Consider the following 16,455-nt stretch of genomic DNA (forward strand, 5'->3'; position numbering starts at 1 on the left):
GAGTCCGCCGCTCCGCGAGCCTGAGCCCGCTGCACCTGCGCCGCGTGCCTGCCGTGACCGGAGGATCGAGGTCCGCTGCGGCAGCCGTCCGGAGTCCGTCGCGGCCTGCGGGCCCGAGTGCGCCGCGCCCCCGTGTGCCCGAGCCTGCCGCGACCCGCCTGCTGAGCCTGCCGCGACCCGCCCGCTGAGCCTGCCGCCACCAGCGCTCCAGAACTCGCCGCCATCCGCGGGCCCGAACCCCGGTGCCCGCCGCACCCCGAGCGAACCCGGATGGCTCAACTTCGCGTTGCCCCACACGGGTTCACCAGGCAGGACAGCGGGTCTAGGCGTTTGCTAGACCGATAACTGTTTCGATCCTGATGGCGAAGCTCACGGCGCCCGTCTGTGCTGGGAGTGGCATAGTCGCCCGCAAGTTACTCCTTGGTAGCCCACGCTTTACCCCGCAGGGAGGTCTGCAGTGGCGCGCGAAATCAACACCGTCGGAGTCGTCGGCTTCGGAACCATGGGCGCGGGCATCGTGGAGGTACTCGCGCGCACCGGGCTCACGGTGAAGGTGGTCGATGTCGACGCGGCGGGTGTCGAGCGCGGCCTCGGGCACCTCGAGCACTCGACGAGCCGGGCCGTGAAGCGCGAGAAGCTGAGCGCGGCCGAGAAGGCCGCCCTGCACGACCGCATCACGACGTCGCTCGACCTGACCAGCCTCGCCGGGTGCGACCTGGTGATCGAGGCGGTGCCGGAGAGCATCGAGCTGAAGGCGCGGATCTTCCAGGAGCTGGACGCGATCCTCGCGCCCGAGGCGATCATCGCTTCGAACACGTCGAGCTTGTCGATCACCGAGATCAGCGTGCACACGAAGAGGCCCGGCAAGGTCGTCGGCCTGCACTTCTTCAACCCGACGCAGGTGCTGAAGCTGGTCGAGGTCGTGCGCACGGTCGTCACGGAGCCGGACGTCATCACCGACGTGGTCGCGTTCACTGAGCGGCTGGGCAAGTCGCCGGTCGTGATCGGCGACCGGGCGGGCTTCATCGCGAACGCGCTGCTCTTCCCGTACCTCAACCACGCGGTGAAGATGCTGGAGTCCAAGTACGCGACGCGTGAGGACCTCGACGCCGCCATGCGTTACGGGTGCGGCTACCCGATGGGACCGTTGGCGCTGCTGGATCTCATCGGTCTCGACACCGCGTACGAAATCCTCGACACGATGTACCACCAGTCGCGCAACCGGCTGCACGCCCCGGCGCCGCTGCTCAAGCAGATGATCACCGCTGGGCTGCTGGGACGGAAGTCCGGGCGCGGCTTCTACACCTACGACGGGCCCGACTCGCCGGTGATCGTGGCGGACGCGCAGACGCCATCCGAAGTGGACAGTGGTACGCAGGCTCGTGACGTTCAGCGGGTCGGTGTCATCGGCACCGGCACCATGGCGACCGGCATCGCCGAGGTGTTCGCGAAGCGCGGTTACGACGTCGTGCTCCGGGCGCGCAGCCTGGAGAAGGCCGAGAAGGCGGTCGGGGCGGTGCGGAAGTCGCTGGACCGCGCGGTTTCCAAGGGCAAGCTGGCCGAGGCCGAGCGCGACGCGGTTCTCGCGCGGATCACGCCCGCCGTCGAGTTCGTCGAGCTGGCCGACTGCGACCTCGTCGTCGAGGCCGTGGCCGAGGAGATCGGCATCAAGAAGGAGGTCTTCGCGGCGCTCGACGAGGTGTGCAAGCCAGGCGCCGTGCTCGCGACGACCACGTCCTCGCTGCCGGTCATCGAGGTCGCGGCGGCCACGTCGAGGCCCGCTGACGTCGTCGGCCTGCACTTCTTCAACCCGGCGCAGGTCATGAAGCTGGTCGAGATCGTCGAGACGATCTCCACGGGCGCCGACGTCGTGGCGACGGCCCGCAAGATCTGCCTCGACCTCGGCAAGCACCCGGTGCACTGCGGTGACGTGGCCGGCTTCATCGTCAACGCGCTGCTCTTCCCGTACCTCAACGACGCGGTGAAGATGCTGGAGGCCCACTACGCGGAGGCCGACGACATCGACAACGCGATGAAGGTCGGCTGTGGCCTGCCGATGGGACCGTTCGCGCTGCTTGACGTCGTGGGCCTGGACGTGTCGCTGGCAATCCAGCGCACGCTCTTCAACGAGTTCCGCGAGCCCGGTTTCGCGCCGGCGCCGTTGCTGGAGCACCTCGTGACGGCGGGCCGCCTCGGTCGCAAGACGGGCAAGGGATTCCGGGACTACTCGTGAGCCGCTAACAGGAGCACCATGTCGCGTCTGGCATGGTGGTGCCATGCGGCGACTGGTGCTCCTGTTGGCTGTCCTCCTGCTCGCATCCGGCTGTGCCCGGACGATGGTCGGCGGCAGTCCGGTCGCGCAGGCCCCGCTCGACGCGGGCTCCCCGTTCGACCAGGAGAGCTCGACCGATCCGAGCGCGTCCGAAGATCCCAGCGCCGAGCCCGCGCCGATCGACGGCGAGGTGCAGGGCGTGTGCGCGAAGCTCAAGTGGACGGACCTGCCGTACCCCGGCGCGAAGGCCGACACGCCGCCCACCCAGATCAACTACGACTCGACGTTCGACCAGTCGTGCCGCTGGACGACGAAGATCGACAACGTCGAGGTCGGCGTCTCGCTGCGGTTCCGCGAGGGGCGGCAGATCACGATCGAACGCACCACCGGTGACTGGGACGTGAAGGGCCGCAAGCTCACGTACCTCGACCGTTCCGGCGAGCAGGACGTCGAGCCGTCGTGCGTGCTGGTCGTGCCCTACGAGGGCGGTGGGCTCGGAATCATCATCATCGACTCGTCCGGCAGGTTCGGCGCCGTCTGCGACCAGGGGCGCAAGGTCGCCGAGGTGCTGATCGACCGCGAGAACTCCTAGTCCCCGGTTCGCCAGGGCGTCAGCTTCTCCGGGTTCCGCACCGCCCAGATCCGGGTGATCCGGTCCTCCGCCACCTCGAAGGCCGCGACCGTCACCGTGACTCCGCGCTGCGTCGCCACCAGGCCGGGCAGGCCGTTGACGGTCCTGAAGAGGATGGTCAGATCCGGGGCCATTTCCCGGATGCTTCCACGTCACGGTCCTGCACGTCCCCCTCGCCGCCGTGCTGCTCGTCGTCGGCGTGGTGTACCTCTTCCGGATCCGGCGCTAGCCGCAGCAGCCCCCGCCACAGCAGCCTCCGCCGCCACCGGCCGGTTGCTGCTGCGTGCCACCGATCCCGGCCATGGACAGCAGCTTGACGGTGTCGGGGTGACCTTCTGGGCACCTCGCCGGCGCGGACGACTCGCTCATCGGGCGCTGCAGCTCGAAGGTGTCTTCGCAGGTTCGGCAACGGAACTCGTAGGTCGGCACGACCTGATTCTACGAGCGGTTACCGTGTGGTCGTGCCTCGTCGTAATGCGCCGAAGAACGAAGAACACCGGCCCCTCGGCGGGGGTGTCGGCTGGGCCCGCGCCGAGTCGGGCCCGGACGGCGACTGGCTGGTCCGCGCCATCTCGGGGGCGCAGGCCCAGAAGACCTACCGCTGTCCGGGATGCGACCACGAGATCCGCCCCGGCACTCCGCACGTCGTCGCCTGGCCCGCCGAGGAGACCGGTTCGGTGGAGGAACGACGGCACTGGCACCAGGGCTGCTGGGACTCGCGTGGCCGCCGCGGCCCTACCACCCGGCGCTGGTGACCCAGCTTTCCAGCACCGACGCGAACTGCTCCGGCTGCTCCACCGGCGGCAGGTGAGCGACACCCTTCATCTCCACGAAGGTGCTGTGCGGCAACACGTCCGCGAGTTGCCGTACGACCTCCGGTGACATGAGCGGGTCGAGCTCGCCGGCCACGACGAGCGCGGGGACCTCCGCTTTGCCGAGCACGTCAGCGGAATCCGGCCGCTTCGCCATCGCGCGCTGCCACCACGCCACGTCCTCCGGCCGTTGCTCGAGGATCATGGTGGTGACGCGGTCCCGCGCCTCCGCCGGCGCGTTCGGGCTGAGCAGGTTCGGCAGCACCGCGTCCACGAGCCACTCGCCGACACCCTCTGCTTCGACCCTGTCGGCCATCGCGTGCCGGTTCCGGGCCGCCTCCGCAGCGTCGGCCGTGTGCTTCGTGTCGACGAAGACCAGGCCCTTCACGCGTTCCGGCGCGCGCCTGAGCACCGCCATCGCGACGTAGCCGCCCATCGAACAACCACCGAGCAGGACCTGGTCGAGCTTTCGCTCGTCGAGCTCGGCCAGAACCTGGTTCGCGAGCGTGCCGAGGTCCGGTTCGCCGTGGCCGCGGAGGTCCGGCGTCAGCGCGCCCGGCACCTGCCACATCCGCGCGTCGAGCGGAAAGGCGTGCAGCAGCACCAGATCGTCCATCAGCTCTCCCACTCCGGTGCCAGCACCGACCACACCTCGAGGTCCTGCCGAACCCCGCGGTGCTCGTGGTACGAGCGCAGCACGCCGTCCTTCGTCAGCCCGAGCCGCCGGGCGACCGCGATGCTGGGCGCGTTCGCCGCCGACACCAGCCACTCAACCCGATGCATGCCCCGCTCGCGAATCGCCCAGTCGATGAGGATTCTGGCCGCCCGCGTGATCAATCCCTTGCCGGTCGCCGCCGGTTCCAGCCAGCACCCGACCTCCGCCCTGCCCTGCTTCACGTCCATCTCGCGGAACAGGACGCCGCCGACCAGCTTGTCGTCGAGCCAGATCCCGTAGATGCGACCGGTGTCGGTCGCAGCCTTGTCCGCGTAGCGCTGCAGGAGGGCCCGCGCACCGTCGAGGTCCTTGGCGGCGTCCGCGAACCCGATGTGCTGCCCGATGAACTCCCGCCCGCGCTCCACGTGCGCGAAGAACTCCTCCGCCTGCCATGGCTCCAACGGCCTCAACTCGGCCCCGTCGCCCAATGACCTGAAAAACATCATTTCCCCCATGATGAGTGGTGTGCCCACTCGAATCGTATTAGTGCGCCATGCACAGTCCGTCCCACCACGGCTCGGTGAACCGGACTTCGACGAGCGGCCCTTGAGACCGGACGGTCTGGCGTCCGCCGAGGCCCTGGTGCCGCGCCTGGTGAGTTACGCGCCGGTGGCGGTGTTGTCGAGTCCGCAGTTGCGCGCGGTGCAAACGGTTGCGCCGGCTGCTGCGGCGCTGGGGCTCGCGGTCGAGACGTGGCCAGAGTTGCGGGAGTGGGAGTCGGGGCTGCTGCCGAGCGCGGACTTCGAGACGCTCTACGCCCACAGCTGGGCGCATCCCGGTTCGGCGTACGGGGATGGCGAGAGCCTCGACGAGCTGACCGTGCGAGCGGGGAAGGCGTTGGCGCGCATGGCCGCGGCGTACCCGGATGCGACCGTGGTGGTGGGGTCGCACGGGACGTTCCTGTCGCGCGCGTTGATCGCGGCGGGGCGGCACGCGGACTGGGAGTTCAGCCGTGCGATGCCGATGCCGGCGATCTACGAGGTCACGTGGTGACCTGCGCGGATCCGAAATTGTCGGTGTCGGCTGGGACAATTGAAACAGGGGACCCCCTAGAGGGGGACCCCTGCGTCAGCTTGCGGTGTCAGGACTTCTTGGCCGGCTGCGGGCGGGTGATCTTGGTGGTCGGGCCGTCCACCTGAGGCGACTCGGCCGGCTTGCCCGATGCGGCCTTCGTCGCCTGCGGAGCGGAGGCTGCCGGCTGACCAGGAGCTGCCTGAGCCTGTGCGGGCTTGGCCGGAGTGGCTTGGCCCTGTGCGCCCTGAGCCGATGCCCCCTGCCCCGGAGCGCCCTGAGCTGGGGCTCCCTGAGCTGGGGCGCCCTGAGCCGCTGCGGCTTGTGCGGACGCGGTCTGGCCAGGAGCCGTCTGTCCCGCAGCGGCCTGTGCGGAAGCAGCTTGTCCGGCTGCGGTCTGGCCTGGCGCGGTCTGCGCAGGAGCGGCCTGCCCAGGAGCGCCTGGAGCCTGCTGCGCCGGCACCTGCGACCCGTCCACCGGCCCGGCCGCCGACTCCTTCTCCTCCTCCACCGGGTCGAGCAGCGGCACGACGTCCTGCAGTGCCGTCCGCACGCTGTGCAGCTGGTGCGAGAGGCGGTTGCGGAGGTTGCGGAGCTGGTCGACGCGCTGGGTGGCGGCGGTGGTGCGGCGGTTGGCTTCCTCGGTGGCCTCGCGGACGCGGCGGTTCGCCTCGTCGGTGGCCTCCTGGATGCGGGCCGTGGCCTCGGTGATCGAGTCGTGGCGGCGGCGGTTGGCCTCTTCGGTGGCCTCGCGGACGCGGCGTTCGGCCTCGGCCTTGGACGAGGTCTGCTCGGCGGCGATCGCCGCGCGGACTCGGGCGGCTTCCTCCGCGGCCTCGCGCAGGCGGCGGTCCGCCTCGGACTTGGAGGTCGCCTCCTGCTGGGCGAGGGTGGCCATCGCCTCGCTGCGGCGGGCCGCCATCGCGATCTCGAAGTCCTCCTCGACGGTCACGCGGCGGGCCTCGGACTCGTCGGCGATCTTGCGGGCGGCGGCCTCGGCCTCGGAGACGATCTTCTCGGCCTCGGCGCGGGCGGTCTCCAGCACACCCTTGTGCTCGGCCTCCATGGCGGCGCGGCGCTCGTCCAGTTCGGCGATGAGCTTTTCGTAGCGCTGGCGGAGCACACCCGCGTCGGCTTCCGCCTTGGCGCGGATGTGCCCGCCCTCCGCTTCGGCGCGGGCCTTGATCTCGTTGGCCTCGTCCTGGGCCAGCCGCAGCATGCGCTGGAGGCGCTCGGAGAGCCCCTCCAGCGTCGTCGGCGGCAGTGACAGGCGCTCCACCTGGTTGCGCAGCTCGGTGATCTCGTGCCGAGCGGCTTCCAGCTGGCGCGCCAGGTCGGACGTCTGGGACACGGCGGCATCGCGGTCCGCGGCGAGCAGCCGCAGGTCCGAGTCGAGGCGTTCGAGATGATCCTCGACCTGGGCGCGGTCATAACCGCGCTTGACGATGTCGAAGCCGGATCCCAGTGGGACGAGGTCACGGTCGTCGGCGAGGCCCATGCCCCTCACGCTACCCGTTCGGGCAACCCCAGAAGGTCACACACCCCGGAATCGGTTGATGGCCGTGAGGTGCTTCGCGCGCATCTCGTGATCGAGAACACCCAGACCCTCTTCCGGGGCAAGGCAGAGCACGCCGACCTTGCCCTGGTGCACGTTGCGGTGCACGTCGTGCGCGGCCTGGCCCGTTTCGTCCAATGAGTACACCTTGGACACTGTCGGGTGGATCTTTCCCTTGGCGATCAAGCGGTTCGCCTCCCACGCCTCGCGGTAGTTCGCGAAGTGCGAGGAGATGATCGACTTCAGGTTCATCCACAGGTAGCGGTTGTCGTACTGGTGCATGTACCCGGAGGTCGACGCACACGTCACGATCTTGCCGCCCTTGCGCGTGACGAAGACCGAGGCGCCGAACGTCTCACGGCCGGGGTGCTCGAACACGATGTCCGGGTCCTCGCCGCCGGTCAGCTCGCGGATCTTCGCGCCGAAGCGCTTCCACTCGCGCGGGTCCTGCTCGTGCTCGTTCTTCCAGAACTTGTAGCCCTCGGCAGACCTGTCGATGATCAGCTCCGCACCCATCGACCGGACGATCTCCGCCTTCTCCGGCGAGGAGACGACGCAGATCGGCGTCGCGCCACCGTTCAGCGCGAACTGCGTGGCGTACGAACCCAGACCGCCGGACGCACCCCAGATCAGGACGGTGTCGCCCTGCTTCATGTTGGCACCGTTGGTCGACACCAGCTGGCGGTACGCGGTGGAGTTGACCAGACCGGGGGAGGCGGCCTCCTCCCACGTGAGGTGCTTCGGCATCGGCATCAGCTGGTTGGACTTCACCAGCGCGAGGTCCGCGAGGCCGCCGAAGTTCGTCTCGAAGCCCCAGATCCGCTGCTGCGGGTCGAGCATCGTGTCGTTGTGCCCGTCCGGCGCCTCCAGCGGCACGTCGAGGCAGTGCGCGACCACGCGGTCGCCCGGCTTCCACGCGGTGACGCCGGGTCCGACGCGGACCACGACGCCCGCCAGGTCGGAGCCCACGACGTGGTACGGCAGGTCGTGGCGGCCGCCCAGCTTGCGCAGGAAGCCGAACGTGGACACCGGCTCGAAGATCGAGGTCCAGACGGTGTTGTAGTTGATCGCGGAGGCCATGACGGCGACCAGCGCCTCACCGGGGCCGAGCTCCGGCGTGGCGACCTCGTCGACGTGCAGCGACTTGCGAGGGTCCTTGTCCCTCGTCTCGAGGCCCGAGAACATGTCGGCCTCGTCCGCGTGCACGGTCACGCCCCGATAGCTCTCCGGAACGTCCAAGGAACCGATCGCGTCCAGCTCGTCGGCCAGAATCGCATCAAGGATCTTCTGCACGGCGGCATTCCTTCCCTAGTGAGGGATCGTCGCAGGTTGCCGGAGGTTACCGACCAGTAAACGATCCAGAATCACGCCTGTGAGGGATTCCACTGAAGTTTCTTGACCGGGCGGCCAACCAAGCGGAGCATGGAGGTGTCCGAGAAGGAGGAGGTGGAGGTAATGACCAAGCCGTGGACCAGGTGGCAGGACTGGGCCGAGGTTGCGATCGGTGTTCTGGTGCTGCTGTCTCCGCTTGTCGTCGAAACCTCGAACGCGGCCATGTGGACGATGATCGTGCTCGGCGCGCTCATCGCGATCGACGGACTCGTCGATCTCGCCATGCCCGCGATGATCTACGGGGAGTACGTGCAGATGGTGCTCGGAGCACTGCTGTTCATCTCGCCGTGGGTGATGGGCTACACCGGCATGATGGAGGCCTCGTGGGTCTCCTGGGTCGGTGGCGTGCTCACCGTTGCCGCGGGGGCGCTCGCGATGCCCGCCGCGAACGCAGCACACTCGGCTGCGGCGCAACCGCACTGATCAACCGGAAAACCGTGGGCCCAGGAGCGTTCTTGGGCCCACACCCTGCTGTGTGGGAGGACCGCGTGGAGGATTCGGCCAAGGAGCGCATCCTGGCCGCGGCCGAGGAGCTGTTCGCCGACTCCGGCTTCGACGCCACCCCGACCTCGCGCATCGCCGAACGCGCCGGCGTGCCCAAAGGCCTGGTGCACTACTACTTCAACCGCAAGAAGGACCTGCTGGCCGCACTGGTCGCGCGGCTGCCGGACAGCACCGTCGACCACCGCAGAGTCGTCGTGGCCGGGGACATCGCCGAGTCGTTGCGCAGGCTCGTCGCGGCACTTGACGCGCGCTTGAACGCCTCGCCGCTGCTGTCGCACCTGCTGTGGCGTGAAGCGGATACGCATTCGGCCGTGCGCGACGCGATGCAGGCGCGCTACGACAACGTCGCGGCGCAGATCAAACAGGTCATCCTCGCCGCGGGTGGCGCTGCGGTCGCGGTGAAGGACGTCGAAGCCGCCGCGGCACTCCTCGCGCTGGCCGTGAGCTACCGGCATTCGGTGGCACGGCACAGCGACGAGGAGGACCCCATCGACAACGAGCTGACGTTCGTGGCTAGTGCTCTGCTGGCTCGACCAGCTCGATGAGCACGCCGCCCGCGTCCTTCGGGTGCACGAAGTTGACGCGGCTGTTCGACGTGCCGCGCTTGGCCTGGTCGTAGAGCAGACGCAGGCCCTTGGCCCGCAGTGCGTCCGCCGCGACGTCCACATCGGACACCCGGTAGGCGAGCTGCTGCAGGCCGGGGCCTGAGCGTCCGATGAACTTGGCGATCGTCGAGTCCTCGTTCAGCGGCGCGAGGAGCTGGATCGCGGTGCCGCCGTGGTCGCCGGGCGCGTGCAGCATCGCCTCGCGCACGCCCTGCTCCTCGTTCACCTCTTCGTGGGCCACTTCGAGGCCGAAGTTGTCGCGGTAGAACGCGATGGCCACGTCGAGATCGGGCACCGCGATGCCCACATGGTCGATCGCGGTCACGAATCGAGCGAGTTCTGCGTTCATGGGCATGGAGGGTAACCACCTGATCGGTGCAGGTGCCTCTGTGCGTGGTCTCACAGAATTACCGCCCAGTAGCCGCGGGTATGGTGCTCAGTTAACGACCGTTCGCTCTTCCATGGAGGCAGCTGTGTCCGGTTCCGTCATCGTCGCCGGGGCGCGCACCCCGATGGGGCGACTGCTCGGATCGCTCAAGGATTTCTCCGGCGCCCAGCTCGGTGGCGTCGCGATCAAGGCGGCACTGGAACGCGCGGGTGTGGCTCCCGAGCAGGTGCAGTACGTGATCATGGGTCAGGTGCTCACCGCCGGCGCCGGCCAGATCCCCGCCCGCCAGGCCGCGGCCGCCGCCGGGATTCCGATGAGCGTTCCCGCGCTGACGATCAACAAGGTGTGCCTGTCGGGCATCGACGCGATCGCGCTGGCCGACCAGCTCATCCGCGCGGGTGAGTTCGACGTCGTCGTGGCCGGTGGCCAGGAGTCGATGACGCAGGCGCCGCACCTGCTGCCGAAGTCGCGCAGCGGGTTCAAGTACGGCGACGTGCAGCTGCAGGACCACATGGCGCACGACGGCCTGTTCTGCGCGTTCGACCAGGTCGCGATGGGCTCGTCGACCGAGAAGTACAACGCCCGCTACGGCGTCACGCGCGAGGAGCAGGACGCGTTCTCCGCGCGTTCGCACCAGCTCGCCGCGAAGGCCGCCGAGAACGGCGTCTTCGCAGCCGAGATCGCGCCGGTCGCGATCCCGCAGCGCAAGGGCGACCCGATCCTGTTCAGCACGGACGAGGGCGTGCGCGGTGACACCACGGTGGAGACCCTGGGCAAGCTGCGTCCCGCGTTCGCCGCGGACGGCACCATCACCGCGGGTTCGGCGTCGCAGATCTCCGACGGCGCCGCCGCTGTGGTCGTGATGAGCAAGGCGAAGGCCGAGGAACTGGGCCTCGAGTGGATCGCGGAGATCGGCGCGCACGGCGTCGTCGCCGGCCCCGACGCCTCGCTGCACGAGCAGCCGTCCAACGCCATCAAGGCCGCCTGCGCCAAGGAGGGCATCGAGCCCGCCGACCTCGACCTGGTCGAGATCAACGAGGCGTTCGCGGCGGTCGGCCTCGTGTCGACCCGTCAGCTCGGAATCTCCGAGGACAAGGTCAACGTCAACGGCGGCGCCATCGCGCTCGGCCACCCGATCGGCATGTCCGGTGCCCGCATCGCCCTGCACCTCGCTCTGGAGCTGCAGCGGCGTGGCGGCGGCGTGGGTGCCGCGGCGCTGTGCGGTGGCGGTGGTCAGGGCGACGCTCTGATCATCCGCGTGCCCAAGAAGGCCTAGTGCGTTGACCACCAACCCTCGCCGGCCGATTTCGCCGGTCAGGTCGGCACCGCGCGGTGCCCCGCTGAGTGCCGGAAGCGGTCGGTGAGGATTGTGGTCAGCGCACTAGGGTTCTCGCTTGTGGCCAAGGCTGTTGACGTAGCAGGACTGGTCGACCGCGCGCGTGACGGCGAACCGCGCGCGGTCGCCAGGCTGATCTCCCTGGTGGAGCAGGGGAGTTCCGCGCTGCCGGAGGTGGCCGCGGCTCTCGCGCCCCACACGGGGCACGCCCGGGTCGTCGGCATCACCGGCGCCCCCGGCGTCGGCAAGTCGACCTCCACGAACGCTCTGGTGCGCGCCTTCCGCGACCAGGGCAAGCGGGTCGCGGTGGTGGCCGTCGACCCGTCCAGCCCGTTCTCCGGCGGTGCTCTGCTGGGCGACCGCGTGCGGATGGGCGACCACGCCACCGACTCCGGCGTCTTCATCCGTTCCATGGCCACGCGCGGGCACCTCGGCGGGCTGTCCTGGGCCACCCCGCAGGCGTTGCGCGTGCTCGACGCGGCGGGCTTCGACGTGATCCTGGTCGAGACGGTCGGTGTCGGTCAGTCCGAGGTCGAGATCGTGGCGCTGGCCGACACGACGCTGGTGCTGCTCGCGCCAGGCATGGGCGACGGCATCCAGGCAGCCAAGGCGGGCATCCTGGAGATCGCCGACGTGTTCGTGGTCAACAAGGCCGACCGCGACGGCGCCGACCAGACCGCGCGCGACCTCAAGTACATGATCTCGCTGGGCCGCCGTGACCGGGAAGGGCCGTTGTGGCGCCCGCCCGTCGTGAAGACGGTCGCCGCCCGCATGGAAGGCCTGGACCGCGTCGTCGAGGCCATCGCAGAGCACCAGGAGTGGATGGCCTCGCACGGCGAGCTCGAGGAGCGCCGGCTGCGTCGCGCGGCCGCCGAGATCGAGGCGATCGCGGTCGAACGTGTGCGAACGCGGTTCGGCGCGGTGGACCAGCTGGCCAAGCGCGTGGTGTCCGGCGAGCTGGACCCGTTCGCCGCCGCGGAGCAGTTGATCAGCGGTAACCTGCGGGAATGACCGCTTGGGGACCGCCTCCGCCTGTCGTCGTCGACCTCGGCAAGAGCGACACCCGCAAGGTGCTCGTCGGCGGCTCGGTCGCCGGTGGCCTCGGCATCCTCGCCCTGATCGGCGCCGTCAGCGCGTTCGCGGACGGTGAGCCGGTCGGCGGGATCATCGCGGGCATCATCGGCGTCGCCTTCACCGGTATCGGCGTGATGGCAGTGGTGAAGTGGAAGACCATCTCGCGGCCCCGCAAACTGATCATCGAGCAGCAGGGCATCCGCCTCGACGACCCGCAGGGCATGCCGTGGGCCGTCGGCTGGCAGGAGCTCGGCGCCGTTTCGATCTCGCGCACGCAGGAGCGCGCGCTTCAGCTCGCGGACGCGCTGGTCAGGCGCACTCTGGTCCGGGTCGACCTGCACCCGCGCGACCCGCAGCGGTTCCGGCCGGCACACCAGACGATGGAGCCGCTGTGGGAGTTCCACCGGGTGCAGAACGGGTACCGGCTGCCCCTCGGCGACTCGGCCGGGTTCATCGCTCCGATCGACCACGGGCTGCGGACGTTCGCGCCGCAGATCTACCGCGGGGTGATCGACGAGGGCTTCAGCGTCGGGTTGCACTGATTCGTCCAAATGAGTCCGGCCTCTACTCTGAGTAGTTCTCGTTTTCACCGTTTGCGGTGATGGGCCTCCCCTTTGACTACTGAGAGGAGTTACTCTCAGTCGTTCGTGCGGTGTCACTTCTCTCCCCCCGAAGGGGTGAAGCCGTGGGCGGCAACGTGAGCACAGAACAGCGAGTGCTGGACGTCGTGCTGTCGTTCGCCGACGACGACACCCTTCCCGAGCTGCTGCGACACGTGGTCGAGGCCGCGTGTGACCTGCTCGAGGCCCCGTACGGCGCCCTGGCCGTGATCGGCGGCCACCGCGAGCTGCTGGAGTTCACCCGCACGGACGGTCAGGCCCACATCACGTCCGGTGACCCGCGCTCGATCGGCGTAGCGGACTTCCTGGGCGCCCCCGTCAAGGTTCACGACGAGACCTTCGGCAACCTCTTCCTGGCCGGAAAGCCCGAGTTCACCGACCGGGACGGCGACATCCTCACCGCCCTGGCCACGGCGGCGGGCTCGGCCATCGAGCACCTCAACCGCTACGAGCAGACGCGCAAGCGTGAGGTGTGGCTGCGCGCCGCCGCCGAGGTGACGACCAAACTGCTGATGGGCACGAACGGCCGTGAAGCGCTCTATCTGGTCGCGAAAACAGCCCGTAGGACCGCCGACGCCAACTTCGCCGCGGTCGTGCTGCCGGACCACAACGGCAACCTGGTCATCGAGGTCACCGACGGCGGCTCCTACGACGCCGAAGGCATGCGCGTCCCGAGAGAGGGCACGGTCAGCTACCGCGTTTACGAGTCCGGTCAGGCCGAGTGCCACGAGGAGGGCAAGGTCCCGAGCGTGCCGGGGCCGTGCGCGGTCGTGCCGCTGACGGTGGGAGACCGCACGCTCGGCGTCCTGATCGTGGCGAGACCCAAGGGCGAGCCCACGTTCGACGACCCGGAACTGATCGAGGCCTTCGCCTCCCAGGCCGCACTCGTCCTGGAGTTCACCCGCGCCCAGGGCGACACCGAACGCCTCGCGGTGCTGGAGGAACGCGACCGGATCGCGCGGGATCTCCACGACCTGGTCATCCAGCGCCTGTTCGGGCTCGGACTGGGCCTGCAGGGGCTGACCGGGACGAGCGGCAGGCCCGAGCTCACCGAGCGGATCAGCGGGTTCGTGCAGGAGGTCGACCAGACGATCCGCGAGATCCGCAGAACCATCTTCTCCCTGCAGGAACCACCGTCCGGCGGTGCGAGCCTGCGCGGGCAGCTGCTCAACGCGGTGCACGAGTCCGCGCGGCTGCTCGGCTTCGAGCCGGACGTGTCGCTGGAAGGGCCGCTGGACACGGTGGTGCCGGACCAGTTACGCCCCGATCTGCTGGCCACGCTCCGAGAGGCGCTCACGAACGTTGTGCGCCATGCGAGAGCGCGGCACGTGGCTGTCGCTGTGAGCGTGAACCGCACGATGACCCGGCTGGAGCTCGTGGTCAAGGACGACGGCAGAGGCTTGCCGTTGACTGACGATTGCCCGGGCATGCCCCACCACGCGGGGGGACTCGCGAACATGGCGGCTCGGGCGCGGCGTCACCACGGCGACTGCGCGGTGGACTCGATCCCCGGTACGGGCGTGAGCATCACGTGGTTCGTCCCGCTGGTGCTGCAGGAGGCGAGATGGCGATAGCGGTGCTGTTGGTGGACGACCACGAGATCGTGCGGCGCGGGCTGGTGCAGTTGCTGGCCCAGGCTGACGACATAGCCGTGGTGGGACAGGCGGACAGCGCCACCGCCGCGATCGCGCTGGCACCGAGGCTCAAACCCGACGTGGCGATCATCGACGTCCGCCTGCCCGACGGCGACGGGGTCACCGTGTGCCGCGAGATCAGGAGCCTGGTGCAGCCGCCGCCGGCGTGCCTGATGCTCACGTCCTATTCGGACGACGAGGCGTTGTTCGGCGCGATCATGGCCGGCGCGTCCGGGTACATGCTGAAAGAGGTCAGCGGCAACGATCTCGTGGCCGCCGTCCGCACGCTCGCGTCCGGCGGTTCGCTGCTGCACGCCGGTGTCACGGCGACCGTCCTGCAACGCCTGAGGGGCGGGCCGGAGGAGGATCCGCGCTACGCCGCGCTGAGCCCGCAGGAACGCCGGATCCTCGACCTCATCGCCGAGGGCATGACGAACCGGCAGATCGCCAACCGGCTCTTCCTCGCCGAGAAGACCGTGAAGAACTACGTGTCCTCCCTGCTGCACAAGCTCGGCTTCGACCGCCGGACCGAGGCGGGCGTCTACGCGGCCCGGCGCAGACGCACCCACCCCGGCACCTTCTAGGCCACCCGAGGAACCGGCTTCGAGGCCGGGGATTCCTTCTCCACCAACCGTTCCGTCTTGGCCCACGACTTGCGCCCCGCGACGTGCCGGTACAGCGCGCGCAACGTCGAGATCGAGCCCAGGATCAGGAAGGCCGGATAGGCGAGACCGACCGCGAGGCACCGCCACATCGGCTCGTCGCCGTGCTTCAGCCGGTGCACCACGCCCCAGATCAGGCCGGGCAGCACCAGCGCCACGAGCCAGATCGCCAGTGCCAGCAAGGTGTTCCCGCCGTTCACGGTGATGCCGCCGATGCTGTGACCGTTGAACTGCGTGTAGAAGTTGATGCCCACCAACGCGGTGATGAGCAGCGTCATCGGCGCGACCAGCCACGGCGTCAGCAGGTACTGCAGGAACTCCAGCAGCGCTACGGATCCCACGTGCTTGGCCCTGAGCAGCTTCGGCACGTACCCGAGGCACTGCAGGTTGCCCTGGCCCCACCGGGTCCGCTGGCGCAGCAGGCGGTTGACGTCGACCAGGCCCTGCTGGGTGATCGTCGCGTGGGTGGCGTACCGGATGCGCTGGCCGGTGAGGTGCACGCGCAGGCCCAGCTCCAGGTCCTCGACCAGGCACGCCGACCAGGGCGCGTCGCCGAGCTGCATCAGCGTGGCGAGCCGCACGAACTGGCCGTTGCCGCCGAGCCCCACCGTGCCGACGACGTCCCGCAGCGACTGCGACGCGTCCACGACGCAGCTGAACTCCAGGTCCTGCAGGAACGCCAGCAGGTTGGTGCGGTTGTGGATGCGGACGCGGCACTGCACGGCGCCCACGTCGCGCCGCCCGAAGTACGACGTGATCTCGGACAGCATGCCGGGAGCGCCGCGGCCGTCGCCGTCGATCACGCCGATGACCGTGCGGTGCACAGTGCCGTTCTCCTCGGCGATGCCGCGGACGTACCGGAACGCGTGGTTCAGCGCCTCACCCTTGCCCTTTCGGGCATCGGGCAGGTTGCGGCGCAGCACGTGCAGGCGGTGGTCGTCGATCTCGGCGAGCACGTGCGGCGTGCCGTCGTCCGAGCCGTCGTCCACGACGACGACCTGGACCGGCGTGCGCGCGCCGTCGAGCGCCAGTGCGGAACGAACGGTGTTTGCGACAACACGTTCCTCGTTCAGCGCCGGAATGATGATCCAATACTGCAGCGGATGCCGTGAAGGCACTTCTGGTCCGCCTGGTTTCGGACGCCACCAGACGAACAGTGCGAGCACCAGGTTGTAACTGGGCCAAAACACGAGCAAGACGAGCATGAACGTCGCGAATTGCGTCGTGTCGCTCATGACACAAAC

General features: G+C 69.2%; 19 protein-coding genes. 11 read left to right on the top strand and 8 right to left on the bottom strand.

Features of this window, described 5'->3' with window-relative positions:
- Positions 1–457 precede the first annotated feature (457 nt).
- Positions 458–2,233, top strand: a complete 1,776-nt coding sequence (locus C8D87_RS37670; protein WP_112230761.1) for a 3-hydroxyacyl-CoA dehydrogenase family protein — start codon at positions 458–460, stop codon at positions 2,231–2,233.
- A gap of 43 nt (positions 2,234–2,276) precedes the next feature.
- Complete coding sequence (locus C8D87_RS37675) at positions 2,277–2,864, top strand: DUF3558 family protein (RefSeq protein ID WP_112230763.1); 588 nt, start codon at positions 2,277–2,279, stop codon at positions 2,862–2,864.
- Here the strand turns inward: C8D87_RS37675 and C8D87_RS37680 are convergent.
- Together C8D87_RS37680 and C8D87_RS37685 are read right to left on the bottom strand one after the other, a co-directional pair.
- Positions 2,861–3,037, bottom strand: a complete 177-nt coding sequence (locus tag C8D87_RS37680) for a hypothetical protein (protein WP_215732599.1) — start codon at positions 3,035–3,037, stop codon at positions 2,861–2,863. The genes C8D87_RS37675 and C8D87_RS37680 overlap by 4 nt on opposite strands.
- Before the next feature lie 91 nt (positions 3,038–3,128).
- Positions 3,129–3,332, bottom strand: a complete 204-nt coding sequence (locus C8D87_RS37685) for an FmdB family zinc ribbon protein (RefSeq protein WP_112230765.1) — start codon at positions 3,330–3,332, stop codon at positions 3,129–3,131.
- Positions 3,333–3,364: 32 nt separating this feature from the next.
- On the opposite strand from C8D87_RS37685, the gene C8D87_RS37690 reads away from it, so the two are divergent.
- Positions 3,365–3,658, top strand: a complete 294-nt coding sequence (locus C8D87_RS37690) for a hypothetical protein (protein WP_109635279.1) — start codon at positions 3,365–3,367, stop codon at positions 3,656–3,658.
- Here the strand turns inward: C8D87_RS37690 and C8D87_RS37695 are convergent.
- Positions 3,639–4,331, bottom strand: a complete 693-nt coding sequence (locus C8D87_RS37695) for an alpha/beta fold hydrolase (protein ID WP_112230937.1) — start codon at positions 4,329–4,331, stop codon at positions 3,639–3,641. The genes C8D87_RS37690 and C8D87_RS37695 overlap by 20 nt on opposite strands.
- Positions 4,331–4,876: a GNAT family N-acetyltransferase gene (locus tag C8D87_RS37700; RefSeq protein WP_233442480.1), complete on the bottom strand. Its 546-nt coding sequence runs from the start codon at positions 4,874–4,876 to the stop codon at positions 4,331–4,333. Before C8D87_RS37700 ends, C8D87_RS37695 begins: the two co-directional genes overlap by 1 nt.
- A 10-nt stretch (positions 4,877–4,886) precedes the next feature.
- Between C8D87_RS37700 and C8D87_RS37705 the strand changes: the two genes are divergently transcribed.
- Positions 4,887–5,423 (top strand): histidine phosphatase family protein, encoded by a 537-nt coding sequence (locus tag C8D87_RS37705; RefSeq protein WP_233442488.1) that lies wholly within the window; start codon positions 4,887–4,889, stop codon positions 5,421–5,423.
- Between the two features lie 88 nt (positions 5,424–5,511).
- Here the strand turns inward: C8D87_RS37705 and C8D87_RS37710 are convergent, their stop codons facing one another.
- Both C8D87_RS37710 and ccrA read right to left on the bottom strand, forming a co-directional pair.
- On the bottom strand, positions 5,512–6,939 hold the full coding sequence (locus C8D87_RS37710) for a coiled-coil domain-containing protein (RefSeq protein ID WP_112230769.1): 1,428 nt from the start codon (positions 6,937–6,939) through the stop codon (positions 5,512–5,514).
- A 36-nt stretch (positions 6,940–6,975) separates the two neighbouring features.
- On the bottom strand, positions 6,976–8,289 hold the full coding sequence (gene ccrA, locus C8D87_RS37715; protein ID WP_109634559.1) for a crotonyl-CoA carboxylase/reductase: 1,314 nt from the start codon (positions 8,287–8,289) through the stop codon (positions 6,976–6,978).
- A gap of 162 nt (positions 8,290–8,451) precedes the next feature.
- Here ccrA and C8D87_RS37720 point away from each other — a divergent pair, with 162 nt between their 5' ends.
- Together C8D87_RS37720 and C8D87_RS37725 are read left to right on the top strand one after the other, a co-directional pair.
- Entirely contained in the window at positions 8,452–8,811 is a 360-nt protein-coding gene (locus tag C8D87_RS37720; protein WP_233439377.1) for an SPW repeat protein, read from the top strand.
- A gap of 65 nt (positions 8,812–8,876) precedes the next feature.
- Positions 8,877–9,437 carry a TetR/AcrR family transcriptional regulator gene (locus C8D87_RS37725; protein ID WP_109635273.1) on the top strand — a complete coding sequence of 187 codons (561 nt, stop codon included), beginning with the start codon at positions 8,877–8,879 and terminating at the stop codon, positions 9,435–9,437.
- On the opposite strand, the gene mce is transcribed toward C8D87_RS37725, so the two are convergent.
- Positions 9,406–9,846, bottom strand: a complete 441-nt coding sequence (mce, locus tag C8D87_RS37730; RefSeq protein ID WP_109634554.1) for a methylmalonyl-CoA epimerase — start codon at positions 9,844–9,846, stop codon at positions 9,406–9,408. The two genes, C8D87_RS37725 and mce, sit on opposite strands and share 32 nt — an antisense overlap.
- Before the next feature lie 124 nt (positions 9,847–9,970).
- On the opposite strand from mce, the gene C8D87_RS37735 reads away from it, so the two are divergent.
- The 5 genes from C8D87_RS37735 (at position 9,971) to C8D87_RS37755 (ending at position 15,133) form a co-directional block, all read left to right on the top strand.
- Positions 9,971–11,161, top strand: a complete 1,191-nt coding sequence (locus C8D87_RS37735) for an acetyl-CoA C-acetyltransferase (RefSeq protein WP_112230771.1) — start codon at positions 9,971–9,973, stop codon at positions 11,159–11,161.
- Positions 11,162–11,281: 120 nt separating this feature from the next.
- Positions 11,282–12,232 carry a methylmalonyl Co-A mutase-associated GTPase MeaB gene (gene meaB / locus C8D87_RS37740; RefSeq protein ID WP_109634550.1) on the top strand — a complete coding sequence of 317 codons (951 nt, stop codon included), beginning with the start codon at positions 11,282–11,284 and terminating at the stop codon, positions 12,230–12,232.
- Positions 12,229–12,837 carry a hypothetical protein gene (locus tag C8D87_RS37745; protein WP_112230773.1) on the top strand — a complete coding sequence of 203 codons (609 nt, stop codon included), beginning with the start codon at positions 12,229–12,231 and terminating at the stop codon, positions 12,835–12,837. Before meaB ends, C8D87_RS37745 begins: the two co-directional genes overlap by 4 nt.
- Before the next feature lie 143 nt (positions 12,838–12,980).
- Positions 12,981–14,489, top strand: coding sequence for a GAF domain-containing sensor histidine kinase (locus C8D87_RS37750; RefSeq protein ID WP_112230775.1), 1,509 nt, complete (start codon positions 12,981–12,983; stop codon positions 14,487–14,489).
- Positions 14,480–15,133, top strand: a complete 654-nt coding sequence (locus C8D87_RS37755; protein WP_109634542.1) for a response regulator — start codon at positions 14,480–14,482, stop codon at positions 15,131–15,133. The genes C8D87_RS37750 and C8D87_RS37755 overlap by 10 nt, the downstream gene beginning before the upstream one ends.
- On the opposite strand, the gene C8D87_RS37760 is transcribed toward C8D87_RS37755, so the two are convergent.
- Positions 15,130–16,446: a glycosyltransferase family 2 protein gene (locus tag C8D87_RS37760; RefSeq protein WP_112230777.1), complete on the bottom strand. Its 1,317-nt coding sequence runs from the start codon at positions 16,444–16,446 to the stop codon at positions 15,130–15,132. The two genes, C8D87_RS37755 and C8D87_RS37760, sit on opposite strands and share 4 nt — an antisense overlap.
- Positions 16,447–16,455: the final 9 nt, after the last annotated feature.

It is taken from the genome of Lentzea atacamensis (assembly GCF_003269295.1).
GTDB classification, from domain to species: domain Bacteria; phylum Actinomycetota; class Actinomycetes; order Mycobacteriales; family Pseudonocardiaceae; genus Lentzea; species Lentzea atacamensis.

Coding starts and splice junctions, on each gene's coding strand:
- C8D87_RS37675 (WP_112230763.1), top strand. CDS start 2,277: ATGCGGCGACTGGTGCTCCTGTTGGCTGTCCTCCTGCTCGCATCCGGC.
- C8D87_RS37680 (WP_215732599.1), bottom strand. CDS start 3,037: ATGGCCCCGGATCTGACCATCCTCTTCAGGACCGTCAACGGCCTGCCC.
- C8D87_RS37695 (WP_112230937.1), bottom strand. CDS start 4,331: ATGGACGATCTGGTGCTGCTGCACGCCTTTCCGCTCGACGCGCGGATG.
- C8D87_RS37700 (WP_233442480.1), bottom strand. CDS start 4,876: ATGATGTTTTTCAGGTCATTGGGCGACGGGGCCGAGTTGAGGCCGTTG.
- C8D87_RS37705 (WP_233442488.1), top strand. CDS start 4,887: ATGAGTGGTGTGCCCACTCGAATCGTATTAGTGCGCCATGCACAGTCC.
- C8D87_RS37710 (WP_112230769.1), bottom strand. CDS start 6,939: ATGGGCCTCGCCGACGACCGTGACCTCGTCCCACTGGGATCCGGCTTC.
- C8D87_RS37720 (WP_233439377.1), top strand. CDS start 8,452: ATGACCAAGCCGTGGACCAGGTGGCAGGACTGGGCCGAGGTTGCGATC.
- mce (WP_109634554.1), bottom strand. CDS start 9,846: ATGAACGCAGAACTCGCTCGATTCGTGACCGCGATCGACCATGTGGGC.
- C8D87_RS37745 (WP_112230773.1), top strand. CDS start 12,229: ATGACCGCTTGGGGACCGCCTCCGCCTGTCGTCGTCGACCTCGGCAAG.
- C8D87_RS37755 (WP_109634542.1), top strand. CDS start 14,480: ATGGCGATAGCGGTGCTGTTGGTGGACGACCACGAGATCGTGCGGCGC.
- C8D87_RS37760 (WP_112230777.1), bottom strand. CDS start 16,446: ATGAGCGACACGACGCAATTCGCGACGTTCATGCTCGTCTTGCTCGTG.